The 13652-nt window shown below is 65.3% G+C and carries 14 protein-coding genes; 7 read left to right on the top strand and 7 right to left on the bottom strand.

The window, feature by feature from the left end:
* Window positions 1-49 precede the first annotated feature (49 nt).
* On the bottom strand, window positions 50-1069 hold the full coding sequence (locus tag ACX12D_RS24770; protein ID WP_459376105.1) for a 2-oxoadipate dioxygenase/decarboxylase family protein: 1020 nt from the start codon (window positions 1067-1069) through the stop codon (window positions 50-52).
* A gap of 134 nt (window positions 1070-1203) precedes the next feature.
* Here ACX12D_RS24770 and ACX12D_RS24765 point away from each other — a divergent pair, with 134 nt between their 5' ends.
* Window positions 1204-2115, top strand: coding sequence for a LysR substrate-binding domain-containing protein (locus tag ACX12D_RS24765; RefSeq protein ID WP_459376103.1), 912 nt, complete (start codon window positions 1204-1206; stop codon window positions 2113-2115).
* Between the two features lie 180 nt (window positions 2116-2295).
* Here the strand turns inward: ACX12D_RS24765 and ACX12D_RS24760 are convergent, their stop codons facing one another.
* Complete coding sequence (locus ACX12D_RS24760) at window positions 2296-2793, bottom strand: Mpo1 family 2-hydroxy fatty acid dioxygenase (RefSeq protein ID WP_174427143.1); 498 nt, start codon at window positions 2791-2793, stop codon at window positions 2296-2298.
* Window positions 2794-2966: 173 nt separating this feature from the next.
* On the opposite strand from ACX12D_RS24760, the gene ACX12D_RS24755 reads away from it, so the two are divergent.
* A complete protein-coding gene (locus ACX12D_RS24755) occupies window positions 2967-3677 on the top strand; it encodes a Crp/Fnr family transcriptional regulator (RefSeq protein WP_459376102.1) in 711 nt (236 codons plus the stop codon).
* A 62-nt stretch (window positions 3678-3739) separates the two neighbouring features.
* Window positions 3740-4597, top strand: coding sequence for an arylamine N-acetyltransferase family protein (locus ACX12D_RS24750; RefSeq protein ID WP_459376101.1), 858 nt, complete (start codon window positions 3740-3742; stop codon window positions 4595-4597).
* A gap of 9 nt (window positions 4598-4606) precedes the next feature.
* Here ACX12D_RS24750 and ACX12D_RS24745 read toward each other — a convergent pair whose 3' ends face one another.
* On the bottom strand, window positions 4607-5380 hold the full coding sequence (locus tag ACX12D_RS24745) for a TraB/GumN family protein (RefSeq protein ID WP_459376099.1): 774 nt from the start codon (window positions 5378-5380) through the stop codon (window positions 4607-4609).
* 344 nt (window positions 5381-5724) lie between these two features.
* On the opposite strand from ACX12D_RS24745, the gene ACX12D_RS24740 reads away from it, so the two are divergent.
* The 3 genes from ACX12D_RS24740 (at window position 5725) to ACX12D_RS24730 (ending at window position 9419) form a co-directional block, all read left to right on the top strand.
* The gene (locus ACX12D_RS24740) at window positions 5725-6489 is read left to right on the top strand and encodes an SDR family oxidoreductase (RefSeq protein ID WP_006160016.1); all 765 of its coding nucleotides are present in this window, start codon (window positions 5725-5727) and stop codon (window positions 6487-6489) included.
* A gap of 200 nt (window positions 6490-6689) precedes the next feature.
* On the top strand, window positions 6690-8432 hold the full coding sequence (locus ACX12D_RS24735; protein WP_459376098.1) for a class I adenylate-forming enzyme family protein: 1743 nt from the start codon (window positions 6690-6692) through the stop codon (window positions 8430-8432).
* 123 nt (window positions 8433-8555) lie between these two features.
* Window positions 8556-9419, top strand: coding sequence for an acid phosphatase (locus ACX12D_RS24730; protein WP_459376097.1), 864 nt, complete (start codon window positions 8556-8558; stop codon window positions 9417-9419).
* Window positions 9420-9467: 48 nt separating this feature from the next.
* Here the strand turns inward: ACX12D_RS24730 and ACX12D_RS24725 are convergent, their stop codons facing one another.
* The 4 genes from ACX12D_RS24725 to ACX12D_RS24710 all read right to left on the bottom strand — a co-directional run bounded on the left by ACX12D_RS24725 (window position 9468) and on the right by ACX12D_RS24710 (window position 11780).
* Complete coding sequence (locus tag ACX12D_RS24725; protein WP_459376095.1) at window positions 9468-10226, bottom strand: SDR family oxidoreductase; 759 nt, start codon at window positions 10224-10226, stop codon at window positions 9468-9470.
* Window positions 10227-10297: 71 nt separating this feature from the next.
* Complete coding sequence (locus ACX12D_RS24720; RefSeq protein ID WP_459376094.1) at window positions 10298-10804, bottom strand: CreA family protein; 507 nt, start codon at window positions 10802-10804, stop codon at window positions 10298-10300.
* Window positions 10805-10820: 16 nt separating this feature from the next.
* Window positions 10821-11306 (bottom strand): acyl-CoA thioesterase, encoded by a 486-nt coding sequence (locus ACX12D_RS24715; protein WP_174427135.1) that lies wholly within the window; start codon window positions 11304-11306, stop codon window positions 10821-10823.
* Between the two features lie 192 nt (window positions 11307-11498).
* Window positions 11499-11780, bottom strand: a complete 282-nt coding sequence (locus ACX12D_RS24710; protein WP_017226623.1) for an HU family DNA-binding protein — start codon at window positions 11778-11780, stop codon at window positions 11499-11501.
* Between the two features lie 611 nt (window positions 11781-12391).
* Here ACX12D_RS24710 and ACX12D_RS24705 point away from each other — a divergent pair.
* Complete coding sequence (locus ACX12D_RS24705) at window positions 12392-13594, top strand: ammonium transporter (protein ID WP_459376092.1); 1203 nt, start codon at window positions 12392-12394, stop codon at window positions 13592-13594.
* Window positions 13595-13652 lie beyond the last annotated feature (58 nt).

The raw sequence follows: 13652 nt of genomic DNA, 5'->3' as shown, positions 1-13652 counted from the left end.
GACGAGCCGACCCTTCTCCTGCTACCGCGCTGCTACCGCATTGCCCGCGTTAGCAGGCCGCCGTCATCTTGAAGATGCCCTGTGCATTGCCGGCATCGAACGACAGATCCAACGTGCCGCCAGCCGCCTCCGTCGCGGGCACGAAATCGCGCGTGATGAATTCGTAGAACGAGCCTGGCACGCTGCGCTTGACCACCACGCCGTCGGCGCCGACAAACCCGCGCTCCACCGGATCGGCCTTGAATGCCGTTTGCAGGACCCGCCCGGAGCGCGACACTTCCACCGAATCCTTGATCGGGCGGCCCAGGGTGCGCTGCGCGTCCGCCACGGCGCGCACATCCGCCACGCGGTCGGTGGCGTGGTTGAAGGCGTTGCCCTCGGTGGAAATCCAGGCCATCTCGGCCGATTCCTTCAGCAGCAACTCATAGTCGGCCAGCGCCGGCTCGGCATGTTGGCGGGCGAAGCAGGCTGCCAGTTGCGGCACCAGGCGCGCCGCCTCGGCCATCGGCAGGCTCGCATCGCGCTCCAGCAGAGCCAGTTGCGCGACGGCTTCGTCGCCGAGCGGATCGACGGACTTCGACACCACGCGCGACACGGCGGACTGGAAATCGGCACTGAAACGCTCGGGATGCAACTCGCTCAGGAAATACTGGGCGATATCGTCAGGCAGGTCGGCATGCGCGTAGGAGCGGCCGGTCATGCCGATGCGCTCGAGCGGGTAGGTGCCGTTGAGGCGGTAGCCCAGCGGGCCCAGGATACGGGTGAAAGCGATCTCGCCCGAGGGCAGGCTGCCGCAATCCCACTTCACCGTGCGCAGCGCGCCGTGGTCGAACACCACTTGCCCACCCGCCTGGATCACGTCGCGGGTATAGGCCATGCCGGTCGGCACGCGCTCGAGAATGCCGGCGAACAGCACCATATTGAGCGCCTGCGCCACTTCGGCGCGGCTCGCCTGTTCGCTGGTGGAAGACAGCAATTGCGGGGAAACATTCATCAATTGCAGCAACTCGGCTGCTTGGGTTTCGCCGCAAACGGTCTCGAGGAGGCGTTGCAGATTCGGCTTCGTCATGGTCAATGCGCTGAAATGTGTTTGTTTTCGGGGGATGGCGGGGGCCGACGGCCTCCGGATGGGGCTTATTGTGCGACTGCGGCAGAGTTCGTACAATTGATAACTTCGCACCAACTTCCTTCCAAAAACGCACTATGCGCAAGGGCATACCCAGCCTCACGGCACTCCAGATGTTCGAGGCCGCGGCGCGCCTGGGCAGCTTTACCCGCGCCGCCGACGAGCTGGCGGTGACGGAGAGCGCGGTTTGCAGGCAGATCGCAGGGCTGGAAGCGCGGCTTGGCGTGCCGCTGTTCCACCGCATCCGCAAGCGCATCGTGCTGACGCCGGCTGGCGGGACCTATGCCGAAGAAGTGCGGGAACGACTCGACCAGATCGAGCAGGTGACGCTGGATGTGATGGCCCAGCGCCCGCGCGGGCGCGCCATCGAGTTGGCCATCGGGCCCACCTTTGCCAGCCAGTGGCTGATCCCGCGCCTGCCGCTGCTGGCGCGCGCCCTGCCCGATCTCACGCTGCATCTCTCGGCGCGCACCGAGGCATTCGAGCTCAGTGATACCGCGTTCGACGCGGCCATCTATTACGGCGAAGGGCTGTGGCCGGGCACGCAGGGCGAGCGGATCCTGCAAGAAGGCCCGTCGGTGCCGGTGTGCAGCCCCGCCCTGCTGGGGCGCCACAAGCGCCTGGACCTGGATCAGTTGCTGGAATTGCCGCTGCTGCACCTCAACACGCGCTTGCGCGCCTGGAGCGACTGGCTCGCCGCCGCGGGCGCGGCGCTGCCGGCACAGGCCTTGCGCGGCCCGCGCTACGACCTCTACACCATGCTGGCGCAGGCGGCAGCCGCCGGCATCGGCGTGGCGCTGATTCCACGCATCCTGATCACCGAGGAACTGGCGCAAGGCCGGCTGGTGGTGCCGCTAGCCACGCTGCCGGCGCAGATCGACAATCGCAAGGCCTATTACTTCGTCCACCGGCGCGGCCTGCCTCCCGACGACAAGGTCTTGCAACTGCGCGACTGGCTGCTGGCACAAGGCGCGGAACACGGCGCCTAGTGTCCTGAGTCGGAGATTCGTTGCAGAAATAAGTCTGTCGAGAAGGCGTGGAAGCCTAGGAACGAAGCGCAGCAAGGCTGGAGCCTTGCGAGCATTCGTGACGACGGATTACACGCTTTATCGGCAGACTTATGCAACGAATTTTGGATTCAGGACACTAGCTGCCGGGCGCGCCGAAGGTCAATGCGCGTGGGCGCTGACGGCCTCGCGGGTGTCCCGCGCCAGGCCCATTGCGAAAGCCACTTCGGCCACCAGGAAGAGCGGCCCGACCAGAAGCCCGGCCAGGTCATCCACAAACGCAGGCTTGCGGCCTTCGTAGTAGTGCCCGACGAACTGGATCAGCCAGCCCGCCACGAACAGGCCGATGCCCCAAGCCAGCCATGCGCCGGTGGACAGCGCGGCAATGGCGCCGCCGGCGTAGACGAAGCCAGCCAGGATCACCGTCATCGCCAGCCCGAACCCCGCCGACAGGCGCAGGTAGAACAGGCAAGACAGGCCATAAACGACCATTGCTGGCGTCAGGTACGCCGGACCGGCGTCAAGCGGCATGGCCGGGCGGGCCAGCAGTGTGGTCACAGCCAGCACAATCATGGGAATGCCGATGAAATGGCTGAACACATTGCGCGCGTCGCGGTGATAGGCTGCATAGTTAGCCAGGTGATCGATCAGTGTCTTCACAGGGTCTCCTGCCGGGGCGTCGTTATCGTCGCGTATTTCTGTCCGCGTATTTGTGGCCGCGTACTGCGGCCGCGTACTGTGGCTACACGTTGTGGCCGTATATTAATAGGCAGCAAAAAGCCCGTCTGTCCGGTTTTTGACAGTCGGCAAGAGCATCGATCAAGGAGACCATCATGCGCCTGGCAACCCGTGGCCAGCAGGAGCCGGCCCTGGATCCGCTGCACGCCTTGCGCGGCGGGAGCTGGTTTGGCGCCTTGCCGTCGGCCATGCAAGACACCCTGCTGCGGGACGCGGCCACGCGCAAGCTGGCCGCCGGCCAGATGCTGTTTACCCGCGGCAACGCCTTTGACGGCATCTACGGCGTGACTGCCGGCACGGTGCAGATCGACACCCACAGCGAGTCCGGCAAGGCCGCCTTGATCGGCCTGCTGGGGCCGGGCAGCTGGTTTGGCGAGATTTGCCTGTTCGACGGCCTGGCGCGCACGCACGACGCCCATGCCACCAGCGCGGCCACGGTGCTGCACCTGCAGCGCGACAAGCTCTACGCGATGCTGTCGAAGCACCCCGAATGGTGGCGCGAGTTCGGCAAGCTGCTTGCCGCCAAGACGCGCGAGGCCTTTCATTACGTGGAAGAGGCGCAATTGCTGCCGCCGCTGGCGCGCACCGGGCGCCGGCTGGTGGCCATTGCCCAGGCCTACGGCGACCTGCCCGGGCTGGAGCGCCGCTCCGTGCATATCCCGCAGGAACAACTCGGGCAGATGCTCGGGCTGTCGCGCCAGACCGTCAACCAAGCCCTGCGCGAACTCGAAGCGCGCGGGCTGTTGCGGCTGCACTATGCCGACATCGAGTTGCTCGACCTGCCGGCATTGCTGGCGCTGACCTGACAGCGCCGCCCTTCCCGATCCCTTGAGCCTGCGCTGGCAGCGCAAACCAGACAGCCATCGCCATGACCTATCTAGACGACACCCGCCTGCAAGCCTATCTCAGCCGCATCGGCCACCCGCCGCCGAGCCAGCCGGACCTCGCCACGCTCGACAGCCTGATCGCGGCGCAACTGGCGCGGATTCCCTTTGAAAACGTCGACGTGTTGCTGCAGCGCCCGATCAAGATCAGCCTGGACGCGGTGTTCGACAAGCTGGTCGCCAACGCGCGCGGCGGCTACTGCTTCGAGCAAAACACCTTGCTTGCCGCCGCGCTGCGTGCGCTCGGCTACGTGGTCACGCCGCTGGCTGCACGGGTGCGCTGGAACGTGCCGGAAGACGTGCCCACCATGCAATCGCACATGCTGCTGCGCGTGGAGGCCGCGCATCACAGCTATATCGTGGACGTGGGCTTTGGCGGCCCTACGCCGTATCGGGCCATGCCGCTGCCGCAGGCGGAGCAAGCCGATCCGTCGTTCCCGTACCGCCTGTCCTGCGTGGAGACGACAGGTGCGGCCTTTCACGTGTACGACCTGGAGGTCAAGGCCGCAAGCGCGTGGTTCAAGCTCTACCAGTTCGATCTTTCGCCGCAGCAGGCCATCGATTTCGAGCCGCGCAACTGGTACACCTCCACCCATCCCGACAGCCTGTTCCGCAACGCCCTGACCCTGGCGCGCTCGCAAGGCGACACCCGTCTGACGCTGATCAACGGGGACTTTGCCGTGCGCGCGGCCGATGGCAGCGTGCAGCGCCAGCAACTGGAAACGCCGGCTGACATTGTCCAGGCGCTGCGAGATCGCTTCGGGCTGGCGCTGGATCCTGCCAGCAAGGCGCAACTGGCCCAGCTTTTGCCCGCGCTGATTGAGGCGCGCAGCAACAGATAGGCGTTCGCTTCACCAGGGTTCGGGCAGCGGTTCGAGCCCGGCGGCCGCAAGCAGTGCCGGCAGCCCCGCATCGCCCACCATGTGCAGGGCACCGGCCACGATCAGGGTTGGTACGCGATCCGCGACCAGCGCCTGGATTTTCGGCATCCACTGCCGGTTGCGTGCATCGACCAGGACCGCCAGCGTGTCCGGCCATTGTGCGCGGCGCTGCGCTAGCAGCGCGCCAAACGGCCCGGCCTGCCCTTGCCGCCACCAGCGCACCATATCCGCCGGCTCCGCTGCGGCCAGTTCCGGCTGCTCGGCAAAGAATGCCAGCATCGATACCTGCTCGGCCAGCGGCACGCACTGCAACATCCGCAGCGCTTCGGTGCCATCCTCCAGCGCATCCGTTGCCAGCCCATCGACAGCGGCGCGCGCCCACAAGAACCGATCGACACCATGCTGCGCCAGGATGCCGTGCCTGGCGGCCACCGCGAACTGCAGATGCATCGCGGCGAACACGGGGCGCAGGCGCTCCAGTTCCGGGCCGGGCAGGCCGAAATCCAGCCAAAGCGCCCGCACCTGCGCAAGCGTGGCCGGCTGCAGATGGCGGCTAAGGCCATCGCCTTGCGGGAAGTACGCCGGCGCGAAGTCCGGTGCCTGGTCCAGTGCCACCTCGAAGACCACCCGCGCCGAAGCGCCGTAGGCGCGCTCCGCGGCCGGCACCAGTGCCGGCAACGGCGCATCCAGCACGTGGATGGCCCCCAGCAGGTAGACCTCGGTATCCTTGATTTGCCAAAGCATGAAACGCTTACCTCGTCCTTTGTGGCCTGTTGCAGCCTGTTATGGCCTGTTCGCCGTTTGTGGGTACGGACATCATGCCGCTTGTCTTGCTGACGTCATGCACCGAATGCATTGCCAACAGAAAATTCTCTGATAAGCCGGGCCGGCTGCCGATTTGCTTGTGGACTGAGCCATGCCTCCCAACCATAATGTACCGGCCGGTAGCACTACGATGCTCGCAAGCTTCTGCGTGAACCGCTGTGCAGAACAAGCACCGGGCAGTGCTGCCAAGATGCAGATTCACCAGCGCCTTTTAAAGATCATCTGGTCCCGCCCCGCGAGGACCAGGACACCAGGAGACACGCATGTCATTGTTCGACCTGACCGGCAAGGTTGCCGTCGTCACCGGCTCTTCACGCGGCATCGGCCGCGCCATCGCTGAGCAGATGGCGGTGCAGGGAGCCAAAGTGGTGATTTCCTCGCGCAAGGCCGAGGCCTGCCAGGAAGTCGTCGACGCCATCAATGCCAAGCATGGCGCCGGCACCGCGATTGCCGTGCCCGCAAATATCTCCTCCAAGGAAGACCTGCAGCGCCTGGTCGACCAGACCAACAGCACGTTCGGCAAGATCGACGTACTGGTTTGCAACGCGGCGTCCAACCCCTATTACGGCCCGATGAGCGGCGTGACCGACGAACAGTTCCGCAAGGTGCTGGACAACAACGTCATCTCCAACCACTGGCTGATCCAGATGGTGGCCCCGCAGATGCTTGAGCGCAAGGACGGTTCGATCATCATCGTGTCGTCCATCGGCGGCCTGCGCGGCTCGCCCACCATCGGCGTGTACAACGTGTCGAAGGCAGCCGACTTCCAGCTGGCACGCAACCTTGCGGTGGAGTTCGGCCCGAGCAACGTGCGCGTGAACTGCATCGCCCCTGGCCTGATCCGCACCGATTTCGCCAAGGCGCTCTGGGAGGATCCGGAGCGCTACAAGCTGTCGACGCAAGGCGCGCCCCTGCGCCGCATCGGCGAGCCGGTGGAGATTGCCGGCGCCGCGGTGTTCCTGGCCTCCTCGGCCAGTACCTTCATGACCGGCCAGGCCATGGTGGTGGACGGCGGCGTCACGATCTGATCCGCTAAGCACCTGCTGTTCCCGTTCCGGGCTCGCTCCAGGGCCAGGGCGCAAAGCCCGATGCCCGAGGCCTGAGCTGGGGCACTTCGTGCCCGCGTGCATTGCCGAGCGCATTTCCGGGCTGGCGCGGCACGCGGGCAAGCTTGCGCGCCGGCATGCCAGAGCGTTGCCCATCCTGCCATGCAGTCAGGGAGGCACCGATGTCGAACCACCCGCAATCCGCTACGACCTGGCCGGCAATCAGCCTGGCCGAGGCCCACGCCCGCCTTACCGCGCCCGGCGCCCCTTTCGAAACCGAAACGCGCGTGATCCGGGGCATTACCACCGTCGTCTGGAAGAACGCGCCACCCACGCTGCGCGACCTGTTCCTGCAAGCTCGCACGTTGGGCGACAAAACCTTCGTCGTCTACGAAGACGAACGTGTCTCGTACGATGCGTTCGCCCGCGCCGCGCTCACCATCGCGCATGCGCTGATCCAGGATGGCGTGAAAAAGGGAGACCGCGTGGCGCTGGCCATGCGCAACCTGCCGGAATGGCCGGCCGTTTTCTACGGCGCCTTGCTGACAGGCGCCATCGTCACGCCGCTCAACGCCTGGTGGACCGGGGCGGAACTGGAGTACGGCCTGGCCGACTCCGGCAACAAGATCGCCATCGTTGACGATGAACGCCTGGGCCGCATCATCGAGCACCTGCCAGGCTGCCCCGCGCTGGAAAAGATCTACGTCAGCCGCGCCGATGCGCCGGCTAGCGACGCGCGCATCAGCCGGCTGGAGAGCCTGATCGGCACGCCGGATCAATGGGCATCGCTGCCCGAACTGCCGGTGCCCACTGTGGCCATCGACGCCGACGACGACGCCACCATCTTCTATACGTCAGGCACCACCGGCAAGCCCAAGGGCGCGCTCGGCACCCACCGCAACGCCACCAACGTGGCCGTGGCCGCCGCATTCAGCCCGATGCGCAATTGCCTGCGCCGCGGCGAGGCGATCCCCGCGCCCGATCCGGCCGCGCCGCAAAAGGGCATGCTGCTGTCGGTGCCGTTCTTTCACGTTACCGGTTGCATGGCGGTGCTCAACGGTGCGCTGGCCAGCGGCACCAAGATCGTGTTGATGCGCCGCTGGGATGCCGTGCGTGCCATGGGCCTGATCGAGCGCGAACGTTGCACGGCTGCCGGCGGCGTGCCCACCATCGCCTGGCAGATCATCGAGCACCCGGAGCGCGAGCGCTTTGACCTGTCGTCGCTGGAAAACGTCAACTACGGTGGCGCCCCCGCTTCGGCCGAGCTGGTACGCCGCATCAAGGAAGTGTTTCCGCATTCGGCCCCCGGCATTGGCTGGGGCATGACCGAGACATCGGCCACCTTCACCAGCCACAGTGCAGAGGAGTATATCGAGCGCCCCGAAAGCGGCGGCCCGGCCTTGCCTATCGGCGAGATGAAGGTGGTGGACGGGCGCGGACACAGCTTGCCCACCGGCGAGACCGGCGAGCTCATGGTGCGCGGCGCCAACGTGGTGCGCGGCTACTGGAACAAGCCGGAAGCCACCGCGCAAACGTTCATCGACGGCTGGCTCAAGACCGGCGACATCGCGTGGCTGGATGAGGAAGGTTTTGTCTATATTGTCGACCGCATGAAGGACATGTTGATCCGCGGCGGCGAGAACATCTACAGCATCGAGGTGGAAAGCGCGCTCTACGATCACCCCGCGATCATGGACGCCGCGCTGGTCGGCATCCCCCACCGCACGCTGGGCGAAGAGCCCGCGGCCGTGGTCAGCCTGAAGCCGGGCGCGCAAGCCACCGAGGCGGAACTGCAGGCGTTCGTGGGCGAGCGGCTGGCGGCCTTCAAGGTGCCGGTGCGGATCGTGTTCTGCCCCGACATGCTGCCGCGCAATGCCAACGGCAAGATCCTGAAGTCGACACTGCGCAAGATGTTCGAAGCCTGAGCCCGCGCGCTGGACAAGGACAGGATCACCCAGGCGGCCGTGAACGGGAGCACGGCCGCTTGCCTACCGGTACCACGCCGGTCCGACTGCGGCTACGAAAACAACCAACAGATACAAACGCAGATGCAAGCACACTCATTCACCAGACATTTCCTGCCCTCCGGCAACCGGCTCGCGGGCTTGTCCGTGGTGGGCACAGCCTTGCTCCTCGCAGGCTGTGCCAGCCAGGGCCAGAGCAGCGCCGCGGCGCCGGCGCCGGTGCCGGAGATACGGCCCGGCATTCTCGCCGGCTACCTGCCGGCGGACGCACGGCCCGATAGCCTCGCCCTGGTGCCACCGCCGCCCGCGCCCGGCTCCGCGGCGCAAGCCCTGGACGACGAGATCGCGCGCGGCAACCAGGCCCTGCGAAGCACGGCACGCTACCGCCAGGCGGCAGTCGACGCCAACCTGAAATTCCCGCAGGCCGCGGGGATTTTCTCGTGCGCGCTGGATGTGCCGATATCGCAGGAGCAAACGCCCCGGCTCTACCTGCTGCTGCGCCGGACCCTGGCCGACGCGGGATTATCGACGTACGGCGTGAAGGACAAATACACGCGCGCCCGGCCGTTCATGGTCAACCAGCAGCCGAGTTGCACGCCCGCCGAGGAAGCCATGCTTTCCAAGGACGGCTCCTACCCTTCGGGGCATAACGCCATCGGCTGGGCGTGGGCGTTGATCCTGGCGGAAATCGCGCCGCAACAGTCCAATATGATCCTGGCGCGCGGGCTCGCCTATGGGCAAAGCCGGCTGGTCTGCAACGTGCACTGGCAAAGCGATGCAACGCAGGGCCGCATCATGGGCGCAGCTACCGTGGCGCGGCTGCACTCAGACCCCACCTTCCTCGCAGATCTTGCGGCAGCCAAAGCAGAGGTGGCAGAAACCCGTGCCAAGGGACTGCGGCCGACCGGCGACTGCCGCGCCGAAAGCGAGGCACTGGCGATCAAATAGCGGGAGACGCCTGGCCGGCGCGATGCCGGCCAGGCGCTTGCGCCGTGCTCAGCCGCGCCCGACGAAGGGCATCTTGGTGGCCATCACGGTCATGAACTGCACATTGGCATCCAGCGGCAGGTTGGCCATGTGCACCACCGAGCTGGCTACATGCGCCACGTCCATCAGCGGCTCCGGCGCGATCTCGCCGTTGGCTTGCGGCACGCCGCGCGCCATGCGCGAGGCCATGTCGGTGGCGGCGTTGCCGATATCGATCTGCCCGCAGGCGATGTCAAAGGCGCGGCCATCCAGCGAGAGGCTCTTGGTCAGCCCGGTAATGGCGTGCTTGGTGGCCGTGTACGGCACCGTGTTGGGACGCGGCGCGTGCGCCGAGATCGAGCCGTTGTTGATGATGCGGCCGCCACGCGGGCTCTGCGACTTCATCAACGCGAAGGCCGCGCGCGAGCACAGGAACACGCCCGTCAGGTTGGTGTCCAGCACGGCCTTCCATTGCGCAACAGAGAGTTCATCGATCGACACCGCTGGCGCATTGATGCCGGCGTTGTTGAACAGCACATCGAGCCGGCCGAAATGGTCGCGAACCTGGGCAAAGAGCCGCTCCACCGAATCCGGATCGCTGACGTCGCATTGCACCGCCAGCGCCGTATGGCCCTCGGCCTTGGCTTGCGCGGCCAGCGCCTCCAGCGGCGCGGCGGTACGCCCGGCAAACACCACCCGATAGCCTGCCACGAGCAGCGCCTGCGCCACCGCCTTGCCGATGCCGCGGGCCGCGCCCGTTACCAGCGCAACCTTGCCTTGCTCACTCATGCTGTCTTCTCCGGACTGGATTGTTGAATGGATCGTGGATCGGGAAACGAATGCCTGGATGCCTTGGATGCCTACTTGACCGGAATCGGCGTGGCAGCCGCCACCGGCACGGCGGTCACGCTATTCTGCGGGCTGCCGGACACGATGCGGTCCGAGTAGGTCAGGTAGACCAGGGTGTTGCGCTTGCGGTCGACCGTGCGCACCACGTGCAGGGTCTTGAACAGGATCGACATGCGCTCGGAAAACACATTGTCCTGCTGGCGCAGCGGCCCCTTGAACGTGATCGGGCCGACCTGGCGGCAGGCAATGGAGCTTTCCGGCGGGTCTTCGGCCATGCCCAGCGAACCCTTGATGCCTCCGGTGCGGGCACGCGACACGTAGCAGGTCACGCCCTCGACCTGCGGATCGTCATAGGCTTCGATCACAACCTTGTCGGAGCCGGTCATGCGGAAATTGGTGCTCACGCTGCCGATTTCCTCGGCATGCACGGCCGGCGCCAGCAGCGCCAACGCCGCCAGAAGGCCGGTCAGGGGCCAAAACGGCCCACGGGAAACGCAATGGGAACGCCCGGATTGCATGGCCGTGCTCCCCACCTCAGGACACCGTGCCGGTGATTTCATCGTGCCGTTTTTCCATTTCCTGACGCAGCTGGCGGCGCAACTGGGCCGCGGCAAAGCGCTGGCGCTCGACTTCATCGCGGGGCACCAGCGGCGGCACTTCGGCAGGCGCGCCGCTGTCGTCCACCGCGACCATGGTGAAGTAGCAGCTGTTGGTATGGCGAACCAGCTTGCTGCGGATATTCTCCGTGATCACCTTGATGCCGATTTCCATGGAGCTGCGGCCGGTGAAGTTGACTGCCGCCAGGAACGTCACCAGCTCACCCACGTGGATAGGCTGGCGAAACACGACCTGGTCGACCGACAGCGTGACCACATAGCGCCCGGCATAGCGGCTGGCACAGGCATAGGCCACCATGTCGAGGTACTTGAGGATGGTGCCGCCGTGCACATTGCCGGAGAAATTGGCCATGTCCGGCGTCATCAGCACGGTCATGGAAAGCTGGTGGGACAGGTCATTCATGATGAAAATCCGGAATCTGGAAGCGGCCGGGCCGACCCGCGGCGCAGGTCGAAAGGCTGGCGCCGACGATCGGCAGTTTAACCCGGAACGATCGTCCTGCCTTGCCCCCGAGAACGTCAAAAAGCACCCGCGCACCAATAAAAAAGCGGCCCAACGGGCCGCCTTCTCATCAGCGCCTGGGGCGCGGACTACTTATTTCTTCTTGTTCACAGCGTCCTTGAACCCTTGGCCGGCAGAGAACTTGACCGTCTTGGCGGCCGGAATCTTGATGGTCTCGCCAGTACGCGGATTGCGTCCGGTACGTGCGGCGCGCTTGCCGGAGCTGAAGCTGCCGAAGCCCACCAGCGTTACCGAATCACCCTTGGCAACCGCCTTCTTAATGTTGTCCAGAGCGGCATTCAGCGCGCGCTCTGCTGCAGCATTGCTCAGTTCCGCGTCAGCGGCGATGGCAGATACCAGTTCACCTTTATTCATGGCTGATTTCCCTTGTTGGTCGTCTTGATCGGAGTGTCTGCCACGCGGCAAATTACCGATCGGCGCAGTCTAATCCGCGCTTTACGCATTGGGCAATCCCCAGTGGCACCAATGCAACGAAAAAAGCCGCAAATCCTTGAGTCAAGCGCCTTTGCGGGGAATTTACCCCTCCTTTTCCGTGCTTTCAAATGCGGCCGGCGAGAGTAATGGTCATTCGAACGCGGGTACGTGATGACAGGCATCGCTTGACAAGGTCAGGCCATCGCTGCGTGCGCCTTGCTGCCTCCGAACCCACCCAGGCAGCTTGGTTGGCAGCATCCCAATGGCTTTGGACGGACGCGCCAAAAAGAACCCATCATGGTGCATATAACCGGTGGACGCGCGCCCCAAATCGGGGCATTGCCTCATTTTGGCGCAGACTCCACATGCCAGGCATCCCCGGCGCATGACATTCGGTTTCCGGTGATGGCTTCGCAATCCGCGCGGCACCCACGTCGAGCGCGACAAATCGGTGCAAATTCCACCAACACGGTGCAGATCCCCGTCTCCGATGCCCCAGACTGGTACGCTTTTTGCATCCGTGTGCTCCCATTTTGCGCATTGAGGATTGTATGGACAAATGGAAGAGTGGCACCGATGCCCTGTTCATCTTGCTAGGGGCGATCATGGTGCTCGCCATGCACGCGGGCTTTGCGTTCCTGGAACTGGGCACGGTGCGCAAGAAGAACCAGGTCAACGCACTGGTCAAGATATTGGTGGATTTTGCGGTTTCCACGATCGCCTATTTCTTTATTGGCTACACCGTGGCCTATGGGGTCGAGTTCTTCACCAGCGCCCATGCACTGGCGGAAAGAAGCGGCTATGAGCTGGTGAAGTTCTTCTTCCTGGCAACGTTTGCCGCCGCCATACCGGCGATTATTTCTGGCGGCATTGCCGAGCGCTCGCGCTTCAATCCGCAACTGGTGGCCACCTTCGTGCTGGTGGGCCTGGTCTATCCCTTCTTCGAGGGCATCGTCTGGAACAACCGCTTTGGCGTGCAGGACTGGATCGCCTCGGTCGCGGGCGTGCCGTTCCACGACTTCGCCGGCTCCGTCGTGGTCCACGCCATGGGCGGCTGGATCGCGCTTCCCGCCATCTTGCTGCTGGGCGCGCGCCGCGGCCGCTACCAGAAAGACGGCCGCATCAGCGCGCACCCGCCCTCGAACATCCCGTTCCTGGCGCTGGGCGCATGGGTGCTGGCGGTAGGCTGGTTCGGTTTCAATGTCATGAGCGCGCAAACCGTCGACAAGATCAGCGGGCTGGTGGCCATCAACTCCCTGATGGCCATGGCCGGCGGCACGCTGGCCGCCTGGGCGGCCGGCCGCAACGACCCCGGCTTTGCCTACAACGGCCCGCTGGCCGGGCTGGTGGCGGTCTGCGCCGGATCCGACCTGATGCACCCGTTGGGCGCGCTGGTCACGGGCGCCATCGCCGGTGCGCTGTTCGTCTACCTGTTCACGCTGGCCCAGAACAAGTGGCATATCGATGATGTGCTGGGCGTCTGGCCGCTGCACGGGCTGTGCGGCGCGTGGGGCGGCATTGCCGCCGGCATCTTTGGCAGCCAGGCGCTCGGTGGCATTGGCGGCGTTTCGCTCGGCGCGCAGTGCCTCGGCACCCTCCTTGGCATCGTGATCGCCCTGGTGGGTGGCACCGTGGTTTACGGCACGCTCAAGAAAGTCGTGGGCATCCGGCTCGACGCTGAATCGGAATACAACGGCGCGGACCTGTCGCTGCATCGCATCTCCGCCACGCCGGAGCGCGAAACCAACTGGTAAGGCACGGCGCAAAGGGAATTGCGCCCTTGCGCTCTTGCGCGCCGCCACCCCTTCTCCT

It is taken from the genome of Cupriavidus sp. PET2-C1 (assembly GCF_054515855.1).
The sequence above is the reverse complement of the archived record's forward strand: the minus strand, read 5'-3'. Positions and strand labels throughout refer to the sequence as shown.